Source organism: Paenibacillus polygoni, assembly GCF_030263935.1.
Taxonomy (GTDB): domain Bacteria; phylum Bacillota; class Bacilli; order Paenibacillales; family Paenibacillaceae; genus Paenibacillus; species Paenibacillus polygoni.
Genome location: NZ_CP127162.1, coordinates 3,041,169 through 3,064,456 on the forward strand (window position 1 = coordinate 3,041,169; position 23,288 = coordinate 3,064,456).

The window sequence follows — 23,288 nt, forward strand, 5'->3', positions numbered from 1 at the left end:
TTCAATCAGCAGCTAGTTCATTACTTAACGGAGATATAAATATCGACTTGGCCATTCATAGGATCGACTGAACGCAGGTCATATAACTCAAAATCAAACTGAAATGCCCGCTCGTTATATTTAGACCATTCCCATATCTCTTGCCAAGCCTCAACAACAACTTCTTGTACCGGACCTCTACGGGTCGTAAACACCACATATTTGGACTCAGGAACTACCCATTCTTCTAAACCGGAAGGGACATCGTGTCCTTCTACAACCTCTGTTCCAAGCGCAAATGTATAGGCACCGGTCTCATCTGATTCATAATTCGTATATAAGGCAATCATGGATGAATTTATTTTGTTTGGTATACGTTCTAGTACATGGTTTGCATAAAAATCAGACCATAGCGAAGGAATAACCCCTTCTCCCTTGAATTCAGCTTGGTTGTTGGTCTCAGCTGCCATACCTAAGAAACGAAATTCACGATGACGGATGACCTCTTTCTTACTCAGTAGACTTGACATAAATAGCAGCGCCTCCTAGATTACGGACTGATAGGAAATTTATAGCTCAACAATTCAACTTCCTCATTATAGAACAAATGTTCCCATAATACAAACATCAAATTTTTGTTCAGACTCTTCCCGCACCACTAAACACATCCCGTTATCTGAACACATTCCGTAATCTAATTCATTTTATCCAGATAACTCCATGTTATTTTCCAAATAATCTCCGATATTCGGTTGGCGTCATCCCTTCATGTTCAAGAAACCGACGATTAAAATAACTGGCGCTTGGATATCCGGTTTCGGAAGCAATCTGACCGATTGTTCTATCTGTATGTTCCAGCAATGCTTGCTTCGCCATTTGAATACGGCACTGCGTTATAAAATCCATTGGCGTCATTTGCATCGCTTTTTTAAATAATTTACAAAAATAATGAACACTAACCCCTGCTTCTTCCGCCCAATCTTCTAAAATAAACGGACTTGCCGCTTCTTTTTGAATTTTAGGCAGCAGTTTCGTAATTCGGTCCGTAGAACGTCCCGTTCTGCTCTTCGTATGCGCTTCTGCTTGATGGACAAACTCCGTAATTACAGCATAGGTTAGTGTAGACAGAATAGTCGGGTTTAGCATTTTATGATTCTCTGCTTCGGTTAGCAGATGAAGATGCGCTTTCTTCCACCCTTCCGGCTGACGGAGCGTCCAGATGCGGTGATCCTGAAACCCGCGTCCAAGCATATAGTCCGTTAAACTGCTGCTTCCATAAAAATGTACCCATCTAATATCCCAAGGTTCACTTGTACTACTGTAGTACCTCTGTTCCTGTAAAGGAAAGTACAAAAAGGCGTCACCTGCTTCGAGTTCGTATACAGCCCCCTCCATCTCCACATAACCTTTGCCAGCTGCTACAAAATGGATGTTAAAATTGTTTAGGGCCCCTTTTCCACGGGTTACCGAATGTTTCGGGGTATTGCTAAACATGCCGACAGACTCAGGGTAACAAAAAAATTGCTGATCCGTTATCGTAACTAAGTGACTTTGGCGTTCCATCGCTGGTCTCCCTTATAAAGACAATATTGTGTTAATAAACTGCAAAATATTATCATTTTAAATTTGAATAGAATTCAATACAATGACAATATCATGATAATAATATATCAGAAGGTGGTATAAACATGAATCAAACGTTACGTTGGGGCATTCTTGGAACAGCCAGTATTGCGAAAAGATCGGTAATTCCAGGGATTCGCGGATCCATCCGAAATGAAGTGGTTGCCATAGCAAGCCGCAATCAAGAAAAAGCAGATGAGGCCGCAAAAGAGTTACATATCGAAAACGCTTTTGGAAGTTATGAAGCATTACTCGCCAGTGACGATATTGATGCAGTATATATTCCGCTGCCGAATCATCTCCATCTTGAGTGGACTTTACGTGCGGCAGAAGCCGGTAAACATATTTTATGCGAAAAGCCGATTGCACTGAATGCAGCAGAAGCTGAGAAAATGGTGGATGCATGTCAAAAAGCTGGTGTTCATCTTGCTGAAGCATTCATGTATCGGCACCACCCTAGGTATCAAATGATTCAAGATGCTATTCATTCTGGAGAGATTGGAGAGCTGCGCGGAATTCATGCGAACTTTACTTTTAATAGTGCCGCGAGCACCGAAAATATTCGTTATCATAAAGATTGGGGCGGCGGTTCGCTTTACGATGTCGGCTGCTATCCGATCAGCGTAGCAAGACTTCTTATTGGTCAAGAACCGGAGGCGGTAACTGCACAAGCATTGTTCTCAGAGAAGCATGGCGGAGTAGACATGATGACTTCAGGTTTTGTTGAATTCCCGAATTCCATCTCTCTCATCTTTGACTGTGGAATGTGGGCTGCCTTCCGGAATGAAATGGAAGTACTCGGCACAGACGGCGTAATCAAAGTCCCTTCTGCTTTTGCGAGTGATAAAGACACCGATTCATCCTTCTCCATTACAGGAAAACTCGGTAATCGAGTGGTAGAAGTCCCACGTGTGAATCATTATTCCTTAATGGCTGATGATTTTGCTGATGTTGTACTGGATGGAAGCAAGCCTAAGTTTGATCCACAAGATGCTGTTTTTAACATGAAAGTACTGGAATCTGCCCTGCGCTCAGCCGAGCAACGGAAACGAATTGAACTATAGGGAGGAACTGTCCATGGAAAAAATAACGATCAAAGGTTCTCGCAAACCTGTCTCACGGCTCATTAAAGGAACGGATTATTTTCGTCATGACAACTATGATCAGGTCGTAACCAACCTTAATGCGTTCCTTGCGATTGGCGGAAATACCATTGACACTGCTCATATTTATTGCGGCGGACAAAGTGAAGAAGTTATCGGCCGGTATCTGAAAGAAATGAATAATCGTGACGAGATCGTTATTTTTACCAAAGGTGCTCATCCGGATCGTTCGGGAGCAAGAGTTCATAAAGCAGCAATTGACCATGACCTGTCTGTAAGTCTAGAACGGCTTGGGACAGATCATATTGAACTATATGGTCTTCACCGGGATGATGTATCTATTCCTGTTGAACATATTATTGAGGCGCTGAATGAACATATTGACGCAGGGCGGATCGGAGCTATCGGCGCGTCAAATTGGACGTGGGAACGAATTCAGGAAGCAAATCACTATGCGGAAACAAACGGGCTGCAAGGCTTTACCTTCAGCAGTCCTAATCTTAGTCTAGCCAAAGCCAAAGAACCTTTTTGGCACGGCTGTGTTTCCGTTGATGAAGAGACAAGTAGGTTCCATGAACAAACCCAAATTCCTGTACTCTCTTGGTCTTCCCAAGCAAGAGGATTTTTCACAGGGCGGTATACGCCTGAAATCACAGATAATGAGGATTTGGTGCGTGTATTCTACAATGACGATAACTGGGAACGACTTCACAGAGCCGAGGAGCTGGCTAAGAAAAAAGGAGTCACTACCATCCAGATTGCTCTTGCCTACGTACTGAATCAAGCTTATCCAACCTGTGCTCTGATCGGTGCTCAGAATCCAGCAGAACTCGAGTCCTGCCAAAAAGGTGCTGAGATACAGCTTACACGAGAGGAAGTAGAGTGGCTTGATCTTTCCGCGAACTCTATTATTCAATAAACTTATCATTCTTTAACTTATCATTCTTTAACACGTCATTCTTTAACACGTCATTCATTAAACTCGTTATTCATTGCATCTCATGACTGAGTACACTAAACTGAACAATAAATGATAGGAAACAGACATCTTTCTACGCATGGCAGCAATCATTAAAGGAGAACTTTCGATGAAGACAGAAAAAGAAAAAATGCTCGCAGGAGAACTGTACTTAGCTTGGGATGCTGAATTGACACAAGATCGTGAACAGGCAAGACGTCTTACAAGAATCTATAATCAGTCGACTGAAAATGACCCGGAACATCGGGCCGAGATCATGAGGAAACTACTTGGCACCGTTGGTGAACATTTCTATGTTGAGCCCACATTCCGCTGTGACTACGGCTATAATATCCATGTAGGTGATCATTTCTATGCTAACTTCGACTGTGTCATTCTTGATGTATGCGAAGTAAACATAGGAAAATATTGCTTGCTCGGTCCAGGGGTTCATATCTACACAGCAACACATCCGCTTGATCCAACTTCCAGATGCGACCGTGGTGAGGAATATGGCGCACCCGTCACGATTGGAGACAAAGTATGGATTGGAGGACGCGCCATCATTAACCCGGGTGTTACGATTGGCAACAACGTAGTTGTGGCTTCGGGTTCAGTTGTAACCAAAGATGTACCGGATAACGTGGTTGTTGGCGGAAACCCAGCACGAATTTTGAAGAAAATTGAGGTAAGTCAAGACGCGATCTAGCATCTTTATTTTACTTTAAACAAAATAAAACGAAGAAGACCTTTCAATCCATTAAAGGGTCTTCTTCCATCTTACCTAGATAAGCAGGGATCGCTTTTCCTCTTCGCTGCAAGATTCGAACAATACGCGCCCGGTTGTAACGTAAGGACAGAATGCAGGGTACATTAGCGGCTAATGCATACACCACCATCCCCCATGCCACAGCCGGCACATTCCATAAGAAGAACAACGGTACCGGCAAAATGGATATATAGTGGCACCACTCTCCTCTATAGGCCTCTCTTTGGTATATGTGAAGGTATGCGGTGTCATTTTGCTCGATTCGCTGCTTCCTAAAATTCTGTCCTACCCATCCCGCTCCATCGGGCAATCTTTTTTTCCATCGTCTAATGTGCAGAACACGATCATAGAATGAAAGTTCTTTGCCAGAAGCCGTTAAATGCAGCCCATCAAACCACCGTTCCGGTAGAACAGTGAACACATAGGAAATGCTCATATGAAGAATAAACCATGCCGCAATATCAGCCGCTATCGTTATCGGTCCTGACCACTCCCATATTTGCACCAGCCTGCTCCTCCCCCGTATGAATCGTTTTTGTAGTTAAAGCTGTACACTGCAATTCAAACACTACAGCTCAATCTCCCGATCTTTCCAATTTACTTTCTTCTTCACAAACGTCATCAATATAGATCGAACAAACAACATGAGAAAAAACAATAGCGGCAATGGATAGAAACTCCATACCCACGAGTGGAAATTCCCTACTCTTCTGAGTAACACGGCTATTTCCAGAGCATAGAGAGCATAGATGAGCATTCCAATCAAAATCCCCCCTGTAAAAAAGCTTTCTATTAAAAGAAGGAAGGAAGAGATCATACCCATGATCCAGATGATTACCGGCAGGAGCCGACGTAACCGGGTAGCAGCTGCCCCGGATGCCATACTTTTACTCCACCCTCGCCATAAAGAGCTCCAGCCCGCAGGATACATTCGAAAATACAAGACCGATATTCCTATATAATTTCGAACTTTATATCCTAATCTCGCAAAACATTTTCCAAGTGTATGATGATCGAGGATTTCTCCTTTTACGAGCTCGTGACCGCCGCTTTCCCTATACGCATCTCTGCTGCACACAATACAAGGACCAAACGCGCCTGTGCCATCTTTCCCACTGCCGATGGAGGCCGGGATAATGACATTAAAAAAAGCGGACCACTGTTCATATGGACGTATCATCTGATGATAAGGCTGAACAGACAAGAGCCCCTCTGTAAAACGTGAAAGCAAGATTTCGATCCCATTGGGACTCAAAGTGATATCTGCATCCAGAAATATAAAAAGTTCACCCTTCGCCACTTTCGCCCCTTTTGCACAGGCATGATTTTTACCTAACCAGCCCTGCGGCAGTTCACCTGGGTTTACTACCTTTACTCCATATGAGGCTGCTACTTCTGCTGTTCGATCTACAGAACCGTCGTCAACAACGATCACTTCAGCAGGTAAAACAGTTTGTTCCTGTAGGGAACGTAGTAACGAAGCGAGATTTTCCTCCTCGTTCCGTGCCGGAATAATGATACTCACAGAAGGGAGCTGATCTACCATTCTCTTCTCTCCCCTGTCCCTTCGATTATATTTGGTTTGCTGAATTAAAGGCTTCATCCCACTTAACATGAGTAAGCCGGAAATCCATCCTGCAATGATCCATACATAGGTCACTTATAAGACCTCTTTTCTTTTAAGGAGTTGTGGACTTGGTTTAATCTCTTAAAAAAACGGAAAAGATGAACTTAAAAACAAATACTAGCAACATTATGAACCTGAGCTGATGTCATTTATACAATTAACATGCATTTACAGCCTTGAGCATTAATATTAATGAACCAGTTACATGGTGATATAGAAAGGGTGTAATCCTGATGAGTAAAAAAGCAGTTGTCATCGGCGGCGGTCTTGGCGGTCTTTCCTGTGCCATGCGTCTAGCTGCAGACGGATATGAAGTAGAGGTTCTTGAGAAGAATGAACGAGCCGGCGGAAAACTAAATATTCGTTCTGGGAAAGGCTATTCTTTTGACACCGGTCCCTCCATTCTCACCATGCCTTGGGTTCTTGAACAATTGTTCCAAAGTACTGGGAGAAGACTAGAAGACTATATGAAGCTTGTTCGCGTTGAACCGCAATGGAGGACTTTTTTCGAAGATGGTGTATCTATTGATGTCACAAGTGATCTCCCGCAGATGCTGTCTAATATCGAGGGTGTCTCTGAAGAAGATGCAAAAGGGTTTTTTAAATATCTACAGTACTGCCAAAAGCTTTATGATCTCAATCGAAGCAGCATTTACAGTAAGAGTATATCTGGACTCGATGAGCTTCGCGGCATGCATACCGTAAAAGAATTGCTTGCAATGGATCCGCTTCGTACGATGTCTCAGAGTACGTCAAAATACGTAAAAGATAAACATTTGCGTCAATTGTTCGACTTTTTCATTATGTATATCGGCTCCTCTCCCTATCATGCGCCTGCTGTACTTTCCCAGCTTGTGTATGTACAGCTTGGTCTCGGAATCTACTATGTTGAGGGCGGAATGTATAATATCGCAAGAGGTATGCTGCGCGTTCTTGAAGAACAAGGTGTTCCCGTGAGAACAAATGCAAAAGTGGCCCGTATTAATACCAAAGGTCATACGGCTACAGGGGTAACCCTCGAAGATGGTACAGTGATAGGTGCCGATCTCGTTGTATCTAACCTAGAGGCTATCCCAACTTATTATTCCTTGCTCAAAGATCAGAACGGAGCGATCAGTACAGCGAAAAAATTAAACAAATATGCACCAACCGTTTCCGGGCTTGTGTTGCTCCTTGGTGTAGACAAAACGTATGAGCAGTTACAGCATCACAATTTCTTCTTCTCAGCAAATCCAGAGAAAGAATTCCATGATATATTTAATAAAGGAATTCCGACTGATGACCCAACCGTTTATATCGGTGTTTCCAGTAAATCAGATGCCTCGCAGGCTCCGTCAGGCAAGGAAAATTTATTTGTCTTAACCCATGTACCGCCGCTGAAGACGGGCAAAAGTTGGCAGGCTTATAAAGAGGAGTACCGTGAGCTGGTGCTGAACAAACTGGAACGAATGGGGCTTACAGGTATACGTGATCATATTGAATATGAGTATACTTTTATTCCAGATGACCTTCAAAATTTATATGGATCAAACGGCGGTTCGATCTATGGAGTGGTCACAGACCGCAAAATGAACGGCGGATTTAAAATACCAAGTCAAAGTGAGCTAATGAGCAACCTTTATTTCGTGGGAGGTTCCACACATCCAGGAGGCGGAGTACCTATGGTAACCCTATCTGGGCAGCTGACTGCCGATCTAATCAAAGAGAAGGAAAACACGAAGAAAGCTGCGAAACCCCACAAAACGAAGAAGTCAGTATAAACAGACTCCTTACCCGATATTAAAGTGCATGGTTCTATGAAAATTTGAATCATGTGCTTTTTTTGCATGGCTAAGATAGGTTCCTAAATCTTGAAAAATGGGGATGTGCGGAGCATTCTTTGCTGAGCCTGCATATGGTGTGAGATAAATATACCTGAAGCGGAGGCCACTCAATGAATAAGGACCCTATTTTAAAATCACCGAACCTTAATCTAAGCGCAGATTCAAACAAGACCATTAACTACAAGCGAGATGCAAATAATTATATTACACAAGTTTTTGGAGAGCAGCTCCCTGCGATTAAAACTGGTTTTTTCAATATCCATATGAACAAAGGTTTTATCGTACAGCCGCACTGGCATACCAATGTAAATGAACTCGTTTTTGTAATCAGCGGTGAGGTGGTAACTTCCGTATTTGACCCCTTTACTCAGAAACTCAAATCTTACCGGATAAAACCCGGCCAAGTATCCATGTTGCCGCTCGGTTGGTTTCACTGGATTGTAGCGATGAAAGACAACACTCACTTTCTTACGATCTTTGATGAAGCAACGCCGGATATTGTATATGGTTCCGATTTTCTACGTTTTACTCCCAAAGGAATTATGAGTCTCGCTTATTGTGTTGATGAAGAAAAATATGCTGCAGCCGTCGCACCTATTCAGGAATCTATCATTTTAGGACCTCCGCTCGGATGTAAGAAACGAACTGACTCTGCAGACCCATCCTCTGAAAACCGGACTATCACTCATACGTCTCATTCATCTCATTCATCTCCTCCAGCACAACCATCTCACTCATCTCCTTCAACGTATCCACCACAACCATCTCATTCATCTCCTCCACCGCATCCATCAAATCCGTCTCATTCATCCCACCCGCCGCATCCCTCATATCTATCGCATGCCTATTCTCTTCCACAAAATCCAATCTCGTCTCCTCAAGGATATTCTTCCGACGGCTATAGGTGGAACCAGGCCCATCCTTTTAATTACTACGTTCCGCAGGAGAATCTTCATCCTTATAAAACATACTAGAACAGCACTAGCCAATGGACAGATATGACGAAGAAAGTATACGAGAATCTAGCATTTTAGATCACAAAGATCTGGATTATCATAGCCCAAATTGTGCTCTGCCGAGCAAATGATAGGTGGTAATTAAAATAAGATGTTGCCTGTAAAGTACAGACAGCATCTTATTCAAGTTGCTTCGCTTTTTACACAATGTCCTTTACATAGGGTACGGTTTATACATGCAGTCTTCTTTATTCATCGACTATTTATATCATGCGGGTTTTCAACCGGTTGTTGCTTTGCTCTCTGCAGGTTTGAAAGTGTAACCGTTAATAGGTCTTGTAAGACCTAGGTTGTCACGCAGCGTGTTACCTTCATAATTCGTACGGAACAAACCTCTCCGCTGCAGCTCAGGTACAACCAGATCAACAAAGTCCTCAAGTCCTCCTGGCAAATATGGCGGCATGATATTAAAACCGTCTGCTGCACCGTTCTCAAACCATTCTTGCAGTTGATCAGCAATGGACTCTGGCGTTCCAAGGATTTCACGATGTCCGCGTGCCCCCGCGATATGTTGATACAACTTCCGAATACTCAAACCCTCACGGTCTGCCAAACTTTTTAACAACTGGAACCGACTTTTCCCCCCATTGATTTGTTCAAGTTCAGGCAGCTCAGGCAGCAGTCCATCCACAGGGTATGGACTTAGATCAAAGCTAATGAGTCCAGATAACAGGGCAACACCCGCTTCTACAGGAATAAGTTCCTCAAAACGTGCTTTTTTCTCCTGAGCTTCTTCCTCTGTTCTGCCAATGATCGGGAAAACACCCGGCATTATTTTGAGATCAGATGGTTTTCTTCCGTATTTGGTAAGACGCCCTTTCACATCACTATAAAAAGCCTGTGCCTCTTCTAATGTCTGCCAAGCTGTAAAAATAACTTCGGCTGTACGTGCAGCAAGTTCCTTACCAGGTTCTGAAGCTCCCGCTTGGATAATGACAGGATGACCTTGAGGGGGACGGCCCACATTCAGCGGTCCTTGAACAGAGAACCATTTGCCTTCATGATCCGTCTTGTGAATCTTTGTCCGATCCGCAAACTTTGCCTCATCCTTATTCGCAACCAGTGCATCATCCTCCCAGCTATCCCATAGCTGCTTGACCACATCAACGAATTCCTCTGCACGCTCATATCGCAGTTCATGCAGAAGGTGTTTCTCAAGACTGAAATTACGAGCTTCAGCTTCTGTATTAGAGGTAACCACGTTCCATGCTGATCGTCCGCCGCTGATATAATCTAGGGAAGCAAATTTACGGGCGACATGAAAGGGTTCATTGTACGTGGTCGAAACCGTGGCAGCCAGGCCAATATTCTCCGTATCTGCAGCAAGTGCAGATAACAGCGTCAGCGGCTCGAGCCGCACCTGAACCGTTTGCTCCAGCGCAAGCGGGAATCGCTCATGCACTGCATATCCATCAGCGAGGAAAACCATATCAAACTTCCCTCGCTCCGCCGTTTGTGCCACCTCTCTGTAAAAACCATAATCGAGTACTCCTCTAGCATTGCTGTCTTCGTACCTCCATGAAGCCACATGATGCCCGGGAATCATTAAAAATGCGCCAAGATGCAGTTTGTCTTTACGTGCCATTTTACTTCCTCCTCTAAATATAAAATATATTTATGAATTATTTCGTCTTCCAACCAGAGAAACGTCTTTCAAGCAGCACCAGTCCCTGATTAATGGAAAGGCCAAGTGCGGAGATCGTCAGAATACCGGCATACATCTCAGGAATTTGAAAATTATACTGAGTGTAATTAATCAAATAACCAAGCCCTGCTTTAGCTCCCACCATTTCAGCTGCAATGAGTACAAGAATCGAGGAAGCCCCTGCAAGCCGAATACCGGTAAAGATGGAAGGCAGTGAAGCGGGCAAAATAACTTTAATGAATAACTTGGAGGGGAGGAGTCCAAGTGAACGAGCTGATTTAACAAGTAACGGATCGACATTTCGCACTCCATTGACGGTATTTAGAAGAATAGGCCAGGTGCAGGCGAATAACACAATTGAAATCTTCGATGTTTCTCCAATTCCAAGAATCAGAATAAAGACAGGCAACAAAGCAAGCGCCGCTGTATTCCGGAACAGCTCTAACACGGGACTAAGAATGACGGCAACCGGCTTGTAATAACCGATTAGGAGACCAATAGGAATAGAAAAAAGGATAGCTAAAAGCAGCCCGCTAATACTGCGTACGATGCTTACCTGAAAGTTCTCAAGCAGTGCACCCGAGAGAACAAGTTCCCACCATGCCGCAAGGACTTTCGATAATGGCGGTAAGAAGGTCGCATCTACTAGAGCAAGCCTTGCAGCGAGCTCCCATACGAACGCAAGCACAACGATGGCAACAGAACCTCTAATGCCGCTAAACACAGCAGTTTTTACTTGAGACGAAGTATTCTGGATCTTGTTGCCTCTGCTCTTTACCTCATACCTCAATGTAACCTCGTTGTTACCAGTACCCGCTTCCACAGGTGCAGCAGGATGCGCTGCACGCACAACGATTGATTTGTTCATGCTCATAACACAGCAACACCTTTCTTATTTTCATTTTGCAGTTAATTAACTGGCTATTTCATTTTCGCCTTATTGTTCTCTAGTAGAGTTCCCTTACTGCGGTCAAAAGCTTGTGATCGCTGCACTTCTTCTCTAAGCTCACTCCAAATTTCATGCCGGAGCTTGCCAAATTCGGTCCCTGAACGTATATCCTCTTCCATGGTCCGGGAAGCGAGCGGAATATCAATAACACGCTTGATCGTTCCGGGTCTAGCTGTCATCACCGCCACCCGTTGCCCCAAATACACGGCTTCTTCAATGCCGTGCGTAATAAAAATAATGGTTTTGCCTGTCTGTTCCCAAATCCGCAGCAATTCGTCTTGTAACGATTCTCTGGTCTGAGCATCCAGAGCTGCAAAAGGTTCATCCATTAGCAGCACTTCGGGATCAAAGGCAAGACTACGGGCAATGGCTACTCGCTGCTTCATCCCGCCAGAAAGTTCATGCGGGTACCGATTTTCAAATCCAGATAAACCAACGAGGGATAGATAATGACGCGCTCGTTCCTTTCTTTCCTTCGCGCGAACTCCTTTCGCTTCAAGTCCAAACTCAATATTGGCTTCCGCGGTGCGCCATGGAAATAAGGCATACTGCTGAAACACTATACCTCGGTTCAGTCCAGGACCCGTTATCGGCTTTCCATCCAGTAAAATCTGACCCGAAGTAGGCTTAGACAATCCAGCAAGCAAATCAAGCAAGGTAGACTTTCCGCAGCCGCTTGGACCTACGATTGCCATGAATTCACCTGGGCGTACCTCCAAGTTAATGCGGTCTACCGCAGTGAATTCCGAGACTCCCTTACCTTCTCGAACGGAAAAACGTTTGGTTACATCCTTAAAGCTGATTTTGGAATATAGACTCATTTTACCGTTGTTAGATGAATTGTTATGATTGTTTTCATTCATCTCTGCGATACTCCTTTCTTTATGGTTGCTGTTTTATTTTTTATCCTCGTCCTTAAAAGGATTGAACTCGTTAGTGAATAAATCTTTAAATTTTACGTTTCCAGCTTGGTCATCACCACTGCTCTCTAGCCATTTCCTCCATATTTCAAACTCCTCTTCACGGATTGTGCCTCCTTTACCTGCAATCCCTGATGATTTCCAGTACTGCAGATTGGCCCCATCCTCCTGTCGGCCGCGTTTGTTAACGATATCTGTATACCGACTGATGACCGTCTCTCTCGGCTGAGTTCGAGCCCATTCAATGGCTTTCGCCGTTGCTTCTACAAATTTTCTTACGGTGTTTGGATTTTCTTTAATAAATTGCTTTGTAAAAACAATCGTGCCCGCGCTTTGAGTTCCGAATAACTCATAATCGCTGAACAGTGGACGTATCCCGCCCCGATCTAGCGCCCGGTCCCTTAGAATTCCGCCTAAGACTGCCACCTCAATCTGATTAGCACGCAGGGATTGTTCTGTATTTACTGGAGGCAGAGCAACAAGCGTTACCTGTTTAATTTCTTCCTCTGTCAATCCTCCCCTAAGCAAATATTCTTTCAGTACAAATTCCGCATGTGCTCCGAGTGTATTCATCCCCACCTTCTTGCCGATCAAGTCTTTAGCGCTTTTGATTGGACTTCCCTCCAGAACGTAATATCCGTTGAAGGTTAACTCATCCATGCCGTAATAACTAATGACGGACTTAATCGGTGCTCCTGCAGAAATAAGTTTAATTATCGCTCCATTAAAAGCTCCGCCAAAATCGGACTGTCCTGTCGCTGCTGTCTGAATATCCTGCGGTCCGCTGGTCGTATTGCCAATCCATTTGAGTTTAATCGGAGCCAAGTATCCGAGATCTTCTGCAAGCTCGGGATAGGTCACAGCTCCCGTTGAGCCTTGATAACGCAGCTCCAGTGTTTCAATCTCGCCCTCTTGTTCAGAGGATGCTGAAACAACTTTACTATCATTGCTGCAACCGGCTGTCAGCAGTGCTGCCGATATCACCGCGATGAGGATGTGAAGCGATCTGCCTCTCATCCGCTTTCTCTTTTCTACCCTTGGTACGGTTGAATACCTTCTGCCTTCTAACTGACCCATCTTCTAGCCTCCCTTGTTATACTATCCTTTGCACTTTGATCCTCAAGTTCGTCTCCCGGATACAAAAAAAGACGCAAGCGGCAGAAAATATCCCCTTCTGCTGCAATGCGTCTCCGGTAAAACCGGTCAACCTTACAATCCCTATATATTTACTATGATTTATGAATTGAATCATAACAGAGTCTTCTTATTTCGTCAACAACTTGTTCCATGTAAAAAGCAAATAAAAAAGGATGACTGCCAGCAGCGGCAATCATCCCGTAAATACTATCCACAATTCAAAATTTAATTTTAATTAAGATGTACACGCAGAACGGCTTCAGACGTAGCGGTTACAGAACCTGCATTCTCTAGAGGCTCTACACTCTTAATTGCATCTACACCGTCAGGAATTAGAACCGGGGTAATTACCGGATATCCTGCAGCCTGAATAGCATCCATATCGAACTCAATCAGAAGTTGACCTGCTTTCACTTCATCTCCTGTACTTACATGAGCTTTAAATCCCTCTCCTTTGAGAGATACAGTGTTAACACCAATGTGAATCAGAACTTGTGCTCCTGAAGCATGCTCTAAAATAACAGCATGTTTACTCTTTTCAATTAGATGAGCAACTTTACCATCAAAAGGAGCTACCACTTTTCCTTCGGTTGGTTCAATTGCAATTCCTTCTCCCATTGCTTTTTGTGCAAACGCCGGATCGGGAACCTGATCTAAAGGAACCACCTTTCCTGTCAAAGGTGCCTTCACTTCAAGTAATTCAAGTTTTGCTTGTGTCTTGCCTTTTAGCCATTTAAACATACAATCTCCTCCAGTATATCTATCCAAGTCTATTTATATTGTGCAGTATTATTATATACTACTCTGCTTTTCCATGCATATATGAGGAATTGTAATAGCTTTCATCGTTCTGGATAGGCATGATCTTATTCATCCAGCACTTCATATTTTATTTCATCAGCTTGATATTTATGATCTTTATATTGATACGTTACAATGAGTTCCCCCGCGGCAGATGTATTGGTATAGTTTGCACTTGCACGCATCCTTAGCTTCCCGTCACTTACCATGTATCTCTCCCATGCGCCAAATCCAAGTCCGTCATTAAGGTGTAACTCGCTCGCGTTAGATTCTTTAATCACTTGTGTGATGGGATCTTTGTGCCCTTTGATCTGCAGGCTGATCTGTATCTGATTCTTACCTGCCTGAATCGTGGACTCTATATTCTCATCTACTATCTTTTTAAGCGAATCGACCTTTTCCTCTTTCCGGGTTACTGGATTCCATACTCTCACTTCTTGATTGAATACTCCCGTTCCATACCCCAGTGTGTTCACGACAATAATTTCTTTATGTCCATCTCCAGAAATGTCTTCTGTAATCAATTCAGGTTTATAGTTCCATCCCCACATTCCTTTCCAATCGGGAAAGGAGTAGGTTTTTCCTGAGACTTTCAGCTTCATCCCTTCAATATAATCATATTTCCCTATTTTCATGGGGAGCAGCGTAATATCTGGCTCTCCCTCAGGATGCATTGTATAGTAATTGGCTGTAGTGAACTTTGCTGCAACATCGTCCTCGGATAAGGTTACTTTTGCTCCTGACATCTCTGCCAATAAGGTGGCTGGAACAAAGATATTACCATTTCGCAGTTCAGCCGGTGTTTTAAGTCGAATCGGGTTAGCGCTGGTCTGAACAATCTTTTCTCCAGCGGTGATTATATACTTTTTGCCTTGTGATTTGACCTCTGCTCTTTTATGGACGTTATCCCAAGTCAGCTCCACTGTCGCTAATTCATGGATCATTCTTAGAGGAAGAATATACACGTCATTCTGAATTGCAGCTTTAGATCCATATGAAGAACTTTTATCATCTATAGAAACCTCTTTTTGCATTTCTCTTGCATCTGCTATTGATGCGGCAGCATAAGAGCCAGCAACAACCGAGAAGAGTAGTAAACCAGATACAATATGATTCCAATATTTTTTCATAAAAAGAACCCTTCTTTCTAATCCCATTGTATTCTTTCTATACATTAAACACGTAGGAAGATAAATAGTTGGAGTTCACGCGTTTTTTTGAGATATGTTCATCATTTTGTAACCAACTTCATACTACACATGGGAAAAATTTAAATATAATAGGAGCTTGGGTGGAGTGTGTTCTTACTGTCAGATTGGAGGTTAACCTTATGGAACTTGCTCAACTATCCTATTTTATTAAAGTTGCCGAACTGGAACATGTGACCCGTGCTGCTGAAGAATTACATATGGCACAGCCCGCATTAACCAAAGCAATTCGTCAACTGGAAAAAGAACTGAATACCCCTCTGTTTGATCGACTGGGTAAATATATACGTCTAAATGAGAACGGAAGAATTTTCTTAAAGTATGCGACAGAAGCTTTACAGCTGCTAGAGGAAGGTAAAAAGCAGCTGCAAGATACAACAGATGGCAAAAAAGGTTCTGTTCAGCTGGCAATCGACGTACATACTCAAGATGTTCCCGAACTTATTTTGAAGTTCAAAGAGAGTTTTCCGGAGTTTAATGTAGCCATTGTACCTTATGTAGAGGGAAGCTATCATCATGACCTGTGCTTGACTAGTATGCCAGTCATACCAGAGACGATGGAAAGAGTTTGTTTATACAATGAGGAACTTCTTCTAGCCCTTCCGGATTCTCACCCGCTAGCCAGCTTAGAGACGATTCATCTGCAAGCGGTTAGGTATGAGTCCTTTATTATGGCCCCGGGTTCAAGCAGCTTGCGTGTTATTACAGACCGTTGTTTCGCAATGGCCGGCATACAGCCTTCTATCGCATTAGAGAGTGAGGATCCCCTTCTTGTTAAACGTATGGTTGCCGCAGGACAATTACTTGCGATCGTTCCTGCAAGATCCTGGACCTCGTCTGCTTATTCAGGTATCGTGCTGCGCCGTATTGTGAATGCCGGCAGTTCAAGAACGGTATCGCTATGCTGGATGAAGGGGCATTATTTATCTTGTGCTGCGGAGAGGTTTAAAGAACTAGCGATACAGTATTATAAAGAAAAACCCTCAGTTTCGGTCTAAGACCTTTTACTGAGGGTTTTGTTCTAGGATTTTGAAATTCCAAGTAGAACCGCAGAAATGATAATAAGTATAATTCCGATAGAGATAAATACGAGTTGTCGTTTGGTCTTATGCTCTTTTAATATAAAGATCCCGCCTAGTGTTGCTACGACTACACTCATTTGAGAAAGGGTAAAACTTGTTGCCACCCCGACCTTATCTTGCGAGATAAACAAGAACATATTCCCTGCTGCCCAAATTAGGCCCGGTAAAATATTTTTAAGTGCATAAGTGTTAAATGGTTTGTGTTTTGCCGTGAGGACTATGCCGCCAATTACCATCCCGATCCCCTGCGGAAGCAGTACGTCCCAACCATCTATTCCAAATAAACGAACGATAACCACATAGACAAGGTAACCAAAGGTAGATACAAGTAAGATAAGAATCCCTTTTTTTAAGTTTCCTTTCCCGTCGTCTTTTTCGTTCTTTCCTTTAATGGATGTAAAAATGACCCCGGTAACAATAAGTACAAGTGCAATGATTCCTAACGTAACTGATTTCCCTGAATTCCATTCATTAAAGATAAAGGCCCCAAATAACGTTGTCGCCACGAGCTGCATACCGGTAGAAATAGGCAATGTTTTGGAGACACCCATCACATCAATCGTTTTCAGCTGTCCACCTTGTCCCAGAACCCAGAAGAACCCGGAAATGAGACCAATGATTATTGTCTTCATATCCAAGTGAACCGGATCATATATGTATAATCCTATTGAAAATAGCAAAGCCCCTAACGTAGTTCCAAGCGTTTGGGTGTAGGGTCCTCCTCCAATTTTGACATTAACCAGAACAAGACTCCCCCAGAAAATAGCGGGTAAGAGCGCGTAAAAAATATCCATGCTTCTAATCCTTCTCTCTCTATAAATATCGAAGACATGTCATTATGTTCCATAAAAATATATGTAATTATGGATATATAGACATACTCAATATTATGTAAACAAATTTATTCATTTTGAATTAAAAAACAGAGAAGTTTTTTAATTCCATTTATCACCAGCAACTTTCCTCAGGCAAAAAAAAGACTGCATCTTCTTATAATAAGAAAATGCAGTCTTCCTTTTGTTACAATATACTTACAAGGTTCATGCTCACAATAACAAAACAGATCATCATTAAGGTAACAGAAGGTAGCACTCCCGACATGGATCCTTTGCCGCGTTTTATTTGCATGATTATCATCGATGCCGTCAAAATTGCAAGATAAAAAGCGGCAACTGCTCCAAGCAAGAGATTTGAACTGCCAACAAAGAGTAAAATAGCCCCTGCCATTTCTAAGATTCCCATCACATAACGAAACCACTTCGGCAAGCCAAAACTGGTATATTTGCCAGCTGCCTCTTTGGATATCCATTTACTCATCCCCAGCAACAAAAACGCGATGCCTGTTCCCACCTGTAGCACTGTTGTCATTGTAGATCTCCTTTGTGTTTATAATGGTGTAGGAGTAGTATCCATGGGCGTTAATCAAGTTATGCGATGGAAGATCTCATATTAATAAAAGGAACTCATGGAATTTCTAAATTCCTTACCCTATTATGATAAAACTTCCCATCGATGCTGATTCTTTTCTAATTTTGGATGCGTAAATTTAGGATGATCAACGAGAATCAATCTAATCTTAGTGATCCACTCATCAAAAAAAGGATACGAAGCAAAACAATTCGCATATTCGCTTGACAGCATTAGAAAAAAAGGACCTTTGTACTTCTCGGTTACATGTCGTAGTGCCGCTTCCATAGGCGTATATTTTTTTCTTTTGCCTTCCCAGTTCTCCACGGTAATCATGCTATCATTCTGTTCTCTTTTCCATTCATGCAAACGGTCTTCTCTTTTGTATAACGGAAGAACTGGGTGATTCGTCATCCGTTTTACTGTCGCTTCATGCAATGGATAGAGAATGAACTTTGTGAATTTACGTTCCTTTACAGTTTGGAATGCAATAGATAACTGTATATCTGTTATTTTCTCAAAATCATCATAATAGATCAGTGATCCTTTATACATTTCCTTCGGCGGTTCATAACCAAAAGGTACTGCGTGTACTTCTCTTGCCATCAATGATTCCTCCCTTCTATCCCTATTCACTATCCGTTCTAATAAGTACCCATTCTATAAGTATGGATCACTGCTCTCCATATTACTCGCATTCTTTTCTTGTTCTTGATGCACCCCTTGATATGCCTTAGCCAAGCGAAACAACAGCCGAATCAATAAGAACATAAAAAATACGTATAAGACAGCATAGATCGTCATAACAACTTCCCATTCTTGTTCCAAATTCATAATAAAAGGATAGATAAATTGCTGAAGGACAAGTAAGAAAGTAAACGCTTTGCGTCTAGTTAGGAATGCCTTTTCCAGTGGCGGGTTACTCATTTGTTGCCATATCGATAATTGCCCAAGCGAAGTAAACAACAGCACGATCATCAGTAAATTGACTAAGGAGGAAACCTGCCCGTATATAATGGAGATCAGAGATATGTCCTGCGACCACAACCCCCTATTTATATTCGGAATCCAACCTCTTATAAACGATTCGATAAAAAGAATAAACGTAATCCATTTTACTTTTTGAAAAAGAGCCGACTCTGCTTCTAAAGAAGACAGCGAGTACAATATGAGTACATATCCTAACAAGTCATTGAAAATATCAAAATTCATGATTTTAAAATCCAATATGAGCAAGGCAAATCCCCATGCCATTAGGCGAAGTGCTTTTTCACTGACGTGCTGAGTTGAGAGGTTGGTCATGTTGGTCATGTTGGTCATTTCCCTGCACCCCCATCTCGCACAATCGTCTTCATTTCATCCGATGAATAATAAAAATGATTGCTTGTCAGAAGATCGTAAACGATTTTGGAACCGTCTGGTAATCTAAAATGAACTAAAATTCCTACGGAATAAGAGATAAACCCATCTTTCGCAAGTCTCGGTTCTATAGACGCATACTGAAAATAGATGCTATCCCCTTTTTTAATTTGTTTAGGGTATGTAACTTGATCATATGGTTTGCCATACACACGAAGCTGGAATAAATCTTTTAGTTTATCGGTATGACTTAATTCAATTTTCTCAAGTACTGCATCTGAGTTCATCTCAAACACTTCATATCCCGAACCATCAGAAGAAGATCCCCCGTGAATCAAGGCTAAATCCTGAGATTTCTCTGGATCGGCACGGAAGATAAGTTCACCGATCGGAACCTGTTCCGAGGTGCCATCATCATAATTTACAGTTATGGTGTTTACGATGAGTTCTTTATTCTGATCAGGCAAATACTCCAGATCTTTTTCGGTGAATTCAAAATGCATTTGGTATGCTGACTGATACTTATAAGATGTTTTTTCCCTTTTGGCATAAGATTCCTTCTTGAATTCTTCGATCGAGATAGACTCCACTTTCTTTCCCGGTCCCTTGTTTTCAAAGTAATCTATTTCCATCCAGTTGGTTCCTTTAAAAATCGTTGTCGTCAAATAGTGGGTAGGAAAAATGGGTTTCTTAAGCTGCATACTGTTGTAATACCCAATGTTTCCCGCCCATAAGATTAGCAAAATAAATAATAGCCCTAATCCTATAAATGTAGTCTTACGCTTCTGTGATGAATGGATCAGTTCTTTGTACTTCAATCGTGTTCTTCCTTCCTTCTCGTCGCATAATATTTTGTTACGTCATCCTCTGATCTGCTCGGCTGCTTTTGCCATTCGGTACAGTACTCGTACGAAAAGGATATAAAGGATAACCGAAAGCAGCACAGGAACAATGACAAAAACGAGCTTATCCTCCACTAGATTAAGAAAAAATGGATAGATGAGCATTTTAAGCATCAGACAACCTATCAGCCATAAGCATCTTTTTTGCATCGACTGTTTTAGTAAACCCGATCTTATATAGTACCATAAAGGAAGATCACAAAGACCTTTGTATATGAAATATAGGAGTATAATCATGAATAATTCTAATCCTTGCGTATAAATATGGTTTGCAACCGAGACGGTTTGAAAGGTTTCAGCAGTACTTACTGACGGCATGAAATCCTTAGGCAAGGATAGGATGGATAGCAAAAGAGCAAGCCATGATACAACATGAAAAGCAGATGTTCTTTCGCTTAATACTACAGCAGCTCTATAAATCAAGAAAAACCCTATAAAATCAGCAAATATATCAAATGAATAAGAATTAATATGAAAGTTAACTTTTATGATTATAAAAATAAATCCGATCCCCATTCTCCTAAGGGGTGTACTGACCTTTGTACGCAATAAATACTCCAATCCATTCACCTCTCATGTATATAGGACCTTACTTGCTCTTCTGAGAAATAAACAGAACTCTCATTAAGCGCTATTGATTCTACCTTGGTTGAACCATCTTCCCGTTTAAAATGAAGCTGAACCACGGGGTTATATACCCTCATTGATCCTTCACCCTTCTTCGGAAGATTCCACTTGTAGCTGATTCGAATGGGGTCATTTGCGTTTAGTTTCCATTCCTGCAGATCGGTATATTCCGTATCATTCACCATAAGCTGCAGAACTGGTTCGATATCAGACTGATTTAGAGACACGTGTTCAAGGATGGCAGGTTCTTTCATCCGAAGAGCTGTAAGTCCGCTGCCATCAGGAGAACCGCCGCTTGACGTAGTAAGGACCATGGAATCTTCATCTGACTGATCAAATGTCTCAATACGAATTTCACCGATCGGGATTCGTTCAGACTCAATCCCTTGGTACACCACTTCCATTTCATGAATGACAAGATCCTGCTGTTCATTTTGCTCATTTTCTTCTCTTAGCGGCTTATAGTAAAGGACCTTTAGAACATGGTGTGTATATTCCTTCACCTCTTCGATTCGGTAATTGGAATAAGGCAGCTCATCAAACTTGATATATATGACCCTGTTATCACCCGTTTTGTTCTCCAGATAATAAATTGGAATTTCTTCTTGGTTTACATCGTAACTCCCCAAATGCACAAGGAACAAAGGCTTATCGAGTCTCACCCCAAAGTAATACCATACATTCCCTGCCCAGCTCATGATTAACAGCAATAAAAATCCAATGAATACTGTTCTTGCAGTTAGCCGTTTCGGCGTATTCACCTGTACCCACCTCATTTCAAGACACTATTTTACCACTAATTAGCAAATGAGGGGAGATAAGTGATTGTAATTCCTAATAACCACAAAAAAAGGCGGACCAAATTGAGGTCAATTAAACTGTACCCTACAGAGTAGACACTTTGAAAAAAGTCTATCCTGTGGGGTACTTTTGTTTATAATAAGAAAAAAACATCGGAGCGAATAAAGATGACCAAACGATTATTTACGGAAAAAGAACAAGCCCAACTAAAGCGTAATCCTCATGTCCGATCTGTTAGCAACAAAGCGATTACATATACAGATGAGTTTAAACGACTATTTATTAATGAAAATAAGAAAGGAAAGTTACCCAGAACTATTTTTGAAGAAGCTGGCTTAGACGCTGAGCTAATCGGCATAAAACGCATCCATTCTGCTGGAAAGCGTTGGCGTGGAGCTTATCGTGAACATGGAGATGAAGGTCTACAGGATACAAGAAAAACAAACTCTGGTCGCCCCTTAGAGCGAGAATTAAGTTTAGAAGAAAAGGTTTTACGACTAGAAGCAAAAAATCGATTATTACAGGCTGAGAATGAACTTTTAAAAAAGCTCGATCTACTCGAAAGGCAGATGTTGAAGAAGAAATTAAACTCGTAACAAAACAGAAGTTTGAATTAATTCGTCAGACCATTGAAAAATATCAGCTAAATCGCTTGGTACACTATTTGTGTGAAACGATCGGTGTGTCTCGTTCTGGCTACTATAATTATTTCCACGAAAAATCAGTACGAAAGCGTACAGTACGCAATATAGCAGATGAAAAAGTAAGAGATATCATTTTAAAAGCCTATCATTTCCGTCGAAGAAAGAAAGGTGCTCGTCAAATTAAAATGACATTAAAAAATCAATATCATATCATTTACAACTTAAAACGAATTCGTCGCATCATGAAGAAGTTCAATATATTTTGTCCGATCCGAAAAGCGAATCCTTATCGTCGGATGGCGAAAGCGACGCACGAACACCGTACATGTCCAAACCTCTTGCAGCGCCAGTTTAAACAAGGTGTAGCAGGCAAGGTATTATTAACGGACATCACTTACTTATCCTACGCTCACGGTAAACGTGCGTATTTGTCGACGATAAAAGATGCCGAAACGAATGAGATTTTAGCCTATGAAATATCTGATAAGATCACTCTAGATATTGCTTTAAATACGCTACGCCAATTAAAACGCAATCATTCGCACTTTGCGAAAGATGCATTTATTCATTCAGATCAAGGATTCCACTACACAAATCCCCAGTTTCAAAAGTTGGTAAAGAAAATGAAATTAGGACAATCTATGTCACGCCGGGGAAACTGTTGGGATAATGCACCACAAGAATCTTTCTTTGGACATTTAAAAGATGAGATCGATTTAAAGACCTGTGAGACCTTACACGATGTGAAACGTGAAGTGAGAAGTTATATGCTCTATTACAATCATTATCGTGGACAGTGGAACCTAAAGAAGATGCCGCCTGCAAAATACAGACAGCATCTCCTTCAAGTGGCTTAGCTTTTTTTAAAGTGTCCTTTACAAAGGGTACAGTTTAAATTTGGTCCGCCT

Annotated in this window: 24 protein-coding genes; 7 read left to right on the forward strand and 17 right to left on the reverse strand. The window is 42.0% G+C overall.

Annotation, left to right across the window (positions count from 1 at the left end; all coding sequences use genetic code 11):
• Positions 1-20: 20 nt before the first annotated feature.
• Together QPK24_RS14550 and QPK24_RS14555 are read right to left on the reverse strand one after the other, a co-directional pair.
• Entirely contained in the window at positions 21-509 is a 489-nt protein-coding gene (locus QPK24_RS14550; protein WP_285742271.1) for a GyrI-like domain-containing protein, read from the reverse strand.
• Positions 510-702: 193 nt separating this feature from the next.
• Complete coding sequence (locus QPK24_RS14555) at positions 703-1,542, reverse strand: helix-turn-helix transcriptional regulator (protein ID WP_285742273.1); 840 nt, start codon at positions 1,540-1,542, stop codon at positions 703-705.
• A 125-nt stretch (positions 1,543-1,667) separates the two neighbouring features.
• Between QPK24_RS14555 and QPK24_RS14560 the strand changes: the two genes are divergently transcribed.
• From QPK24_RS14560 to QPK24_RS14570, 3 genes are all read left to right on the forward strand, one after another.
• Positions 1,668-2,666 (forward strand): Gfo/Idh/MocA family protein, encoded by a 999-nt coding sequence (locus QPK24_RS14560; RefSeq protein ID WP_285742275.1) that lies wholly within the window; start codon positions 1,668-1,670, stop codon positions 2,664-2,666.
• Between the two features lie 13 nt (positions 2,667-2,679).
• The gene (locus QPK24_RS14565) at positions 2,680-3,624 is read left to right on the forward strand and encodes an aldo/keto reductase (RefSeq protein WP_285742277.1); all 945 of its coding nucleotides are present in this window, start codon (positions 2,680-2,682) and stop codon (positions 3,622-3,624) included.
• 169 nt (positions 3,625-3,793) lie between these two features.
• A complete protein-coding gene (locus QPK24_RS14570; RefSeq protein WP_285742279.1) occupies positions 3,794-4,372 on the forward strand; it encodes a sugar O-acetyltransferase in 579 nt (192 codons plus the stop codon).
• A gap of 43 nt (positions 4,373-4,415) precedes the next feature.
• On the opposite strand, the gene QPK24_RS14575 is transcribed toward QPK24_RS14570, so the two are convergent.
• Positions 4,416-4,937: a glycosyl-4,4'-diaponeurosporenoate acyltransferase CrtO family protein gene (locus QPK24_RS14575; protein WP_285742281.1), complete on the reverse strand. Its 522-nt coding sequence runs from the start codon at positions 4,935-4,937 to the stop codon at positions 4,416-4,418.
• 63 nt (positions 4,938-5,000) lie between these two features.
• Positions 5,001-6,092, reverse strand: coding sequence for a glycosyltransferase family 2 protein (locus QPK24_RS14580; RefSeq protein ID WP_285742283.1), 1,092 nt, complete (start codon positions 6,090-6,092; stop codon positions 5,001-5,003).
• Between the two features lie 200 nt (positions 6,093-6,292).
• On the opposite strand from QPK24_RS14580, the gene QPK24_RS14585 reads away from it, so the two are divergent.
• Together QPK24_RS14585 and QPK24_RS23540 are read left to right on the forward strand one after the other, a co-directional pair.
• Entirely contained in the window at positions 6,293-7,819 is a 1,527-nt protein-coding gene (locus tag QPK24_RS14585) for a phytoene desaturase family protein (protein WP_285742285.1), read from the forward strand.
• Between the two features lie 173 nt (positions 7,820-7,992).
• On the forward strand, positions 7,993-8,856 hold the full coding sequence (locus QPK24_RS23540) for a cupin domain-containing protein (RefSeq protein ID WP_320416895.1): 864 nt from the start codon (positions 7,993-7,995) through the stop codon (positions 8,854-8,856).
• Between the two features lie 262 nt (positions 8,857-9,118).
• Here the strand turns inward: QPK24_RS23540 and QPK24_RS14595 are convergent, their stop codons facing one another.
• The 6 genes from QPK24_RS14595 to QPK24_RS14620 all read right to left on the reverse strand — a co-directional run bounded on the left by QPK24_RS14595 (position 9,119) and on the right by QPK24_RS14620 (position 15,480).
• On the reverse strand, positions 9,119-10,483 hold the full coding sequence (locus tag QPK24_RS14595; RefSeq protein WP_285742286.1) for an LLM class flavin-dependent oxidoreductase: 1,365 nt from the start codon (positions 10,481-10,483) through the stop codon (positions 9,119-9,121).
• A gap of 37 nt (positions 10,484-10,520) precedes the next feature.
• A complete protein-coding gene (locus QPK24_RS14600) occupies positions 10,521-11,417 on the reverse strand; it encodes an ABC transporter permease (RefSeq protein ID WP_285742288.1) in 897 nt (298 codons plus the stop codon).
• Between the two features lie 47 nt (positions 11,418-11,464).
• Complete coding sequence (locus tag QPK24_RS14605; protein WP_285742290.1) at positions 11,465-12,355, reverse strand: ABC transporter ATP-binding protein; 891 nt, start codon at positions 12,353-12,355, stop codon at positions 11,465-11,467.
• Between the two features lie 33 nt (positions 12,356-12,388).
• A complete protein-coding gene (locus tag QPK24_RS14610) occupies positions 12,389-13,489 on the reverse strand; it encodes an ABC transporter substrate-binding protein (protein WP_285742292.1) in 1,101 nt (366 codons plus the stop codon).
• Between the two features lie 291 nt (positions 13,490-13,780).
• Complete coding sequence (locus QPK24_RS14615; RefSeq protein ID WP_285742294.1) at positions 13,781-14,290, reverse strand: PTS sugar transporter subunit IIA; 510 nt, start codon at positions 14,288-14,290, stop codon at positions 13,781-13,783.
• Between the two features lie 125 nt (positions 14,291-14,415).
• Positions 14,416-15,480: a stalk domain-containing protein gene (locus QPK24_RS14620; protein ID WP_285742296.1), complete on the reverse strand. Its 1,065-nt coding sequence runs from the start codon at positions 15,478-15,480 to the stop codon at positions 14,416-14,418.
• Between the two features lie 200 nt (positions 15,481-15,680).
• On the opposite strand from QPK24_RS14620, the gene QPK24_RS14625 reads away from it, so the two are divergent.
• Positions 15,681-16,556 carry a LysR family transcriptional regulator gene (locus QPK24_RS14625; RefSeq protein WP_285742298.1) on the forward strand — a complete coding sequence of 292 codons (876 nt, stop codon included), beginning with the start codon at positions 15,681-15,683 and terminating at the stop codon, positions 16,554-16,556.
• Between the two features lie 23 nt (positions 16,557-16,579).
• On the opposite strand, the gene QPK24_RS14630 is transcribed toward QPK24_RS14625, so the two are convergent.
• The 7 genes from QPK24_RS14630 to QPK24_RS14660 all read right to left on the reverse strand — a co-directional run bounded on the left by QPK24_RS14630 (position 16,580) and on the right by QPK24_RS14660 (position 21,696).
• Positions 16,580-17,434, reverse strand: a complete 855-nt coding sequence (locus QPK24_RS14630; RefSeq protein WP_285742301.1) for a RhaT/GlcU family sugar-proton symporter — start codon at positions 17,432-17,434, stop codon at positions 16,580-16,582.
• Positions 17,435-17,660: 226 nt separating this feature from the next.
• Entirely contained in the window at positions 17,661-18,008 is a 348-nt protein-coding gene (locus QPK24_RS14635) for a DoxX family protein (protein WP_285742303.1), read from the reverse strand.
• A gap of 123 nt (positions 18,009-18,131) precedes the next feature.
• A complete protein-coding gene (locus QPK24_RS14640; protein ID WP_285742305.1) occupies positions 18,132-18,653 on the reverse strand; it encodes a hypothetical protein in 522 nt (173 codons plus the stop codon).
• A gap of 54 nt (positions 18,654-18,707) precedes the next feature.
• On the reverse strand, positions 18,708-19,367 hold the full coding sequence (locus QPK24_RS14645) for a hypothetical protein (protein WP_285742307.1): 660 nt from the start codon (positions 19,365-19,367) through the stop codon (positions 18,708-18,710).
• Positions 19,364-20,224 (reverse strand): hypothetical protein, encoded by an 861-nt coding sequence (locus QPK24_RS14650; RefSeq protein WP_285742309.1) that lies wholly within the window; start codon positions 20,222-20,224, stop codon positions 19,364-19,366. Before QPK24_RS14650 ends, QPK24_RS14645 begins: the two co-directional genes overlap by 4 nt.
• 42 nt (positions 20,225-20,266) lie before the next feature.
• Complete coding sequence (locus tag QPK24_RS14655) at positions 20,267-20,422, reverse strand: hypothetical protein (protein ID WP_285742310.1); 156 nt, start codon at positions 20,420-20,422, stop codon at positions 20,267-20,269.
• A gap of 452 nt (positions 20,423-20,874) precedes the next feature.
• Complete coding sequence (locus QPK24_RS14660) at positions 20,875-21,696, reverse strand: hypothetical protein (protein WP_285742312.1); 822 nt, start codon at positions 21,694-21,696, stop codon at positions 20,875-20,877.
• Between the two features lie 207 nt (positions 21,697-21,903).
• Here QPK24_RS14660 and QPK24_RS14665 point away from each other — a divergent pair.
• A protein-coding gene (locus QPK24_RS14665; protein WP_285742314.1) for an IS3 family transposase occupies positions 21,904-23,237 on the forward strand; the annotation gives its coding sequence in 2 pieces (ribosomal slippage) (positions 21,904-22,288 and positions 22,288-23,237; 1,335 coding nt in all).
• Positions 23,238-23,288 lie beyond the last annotated feature (51 nt).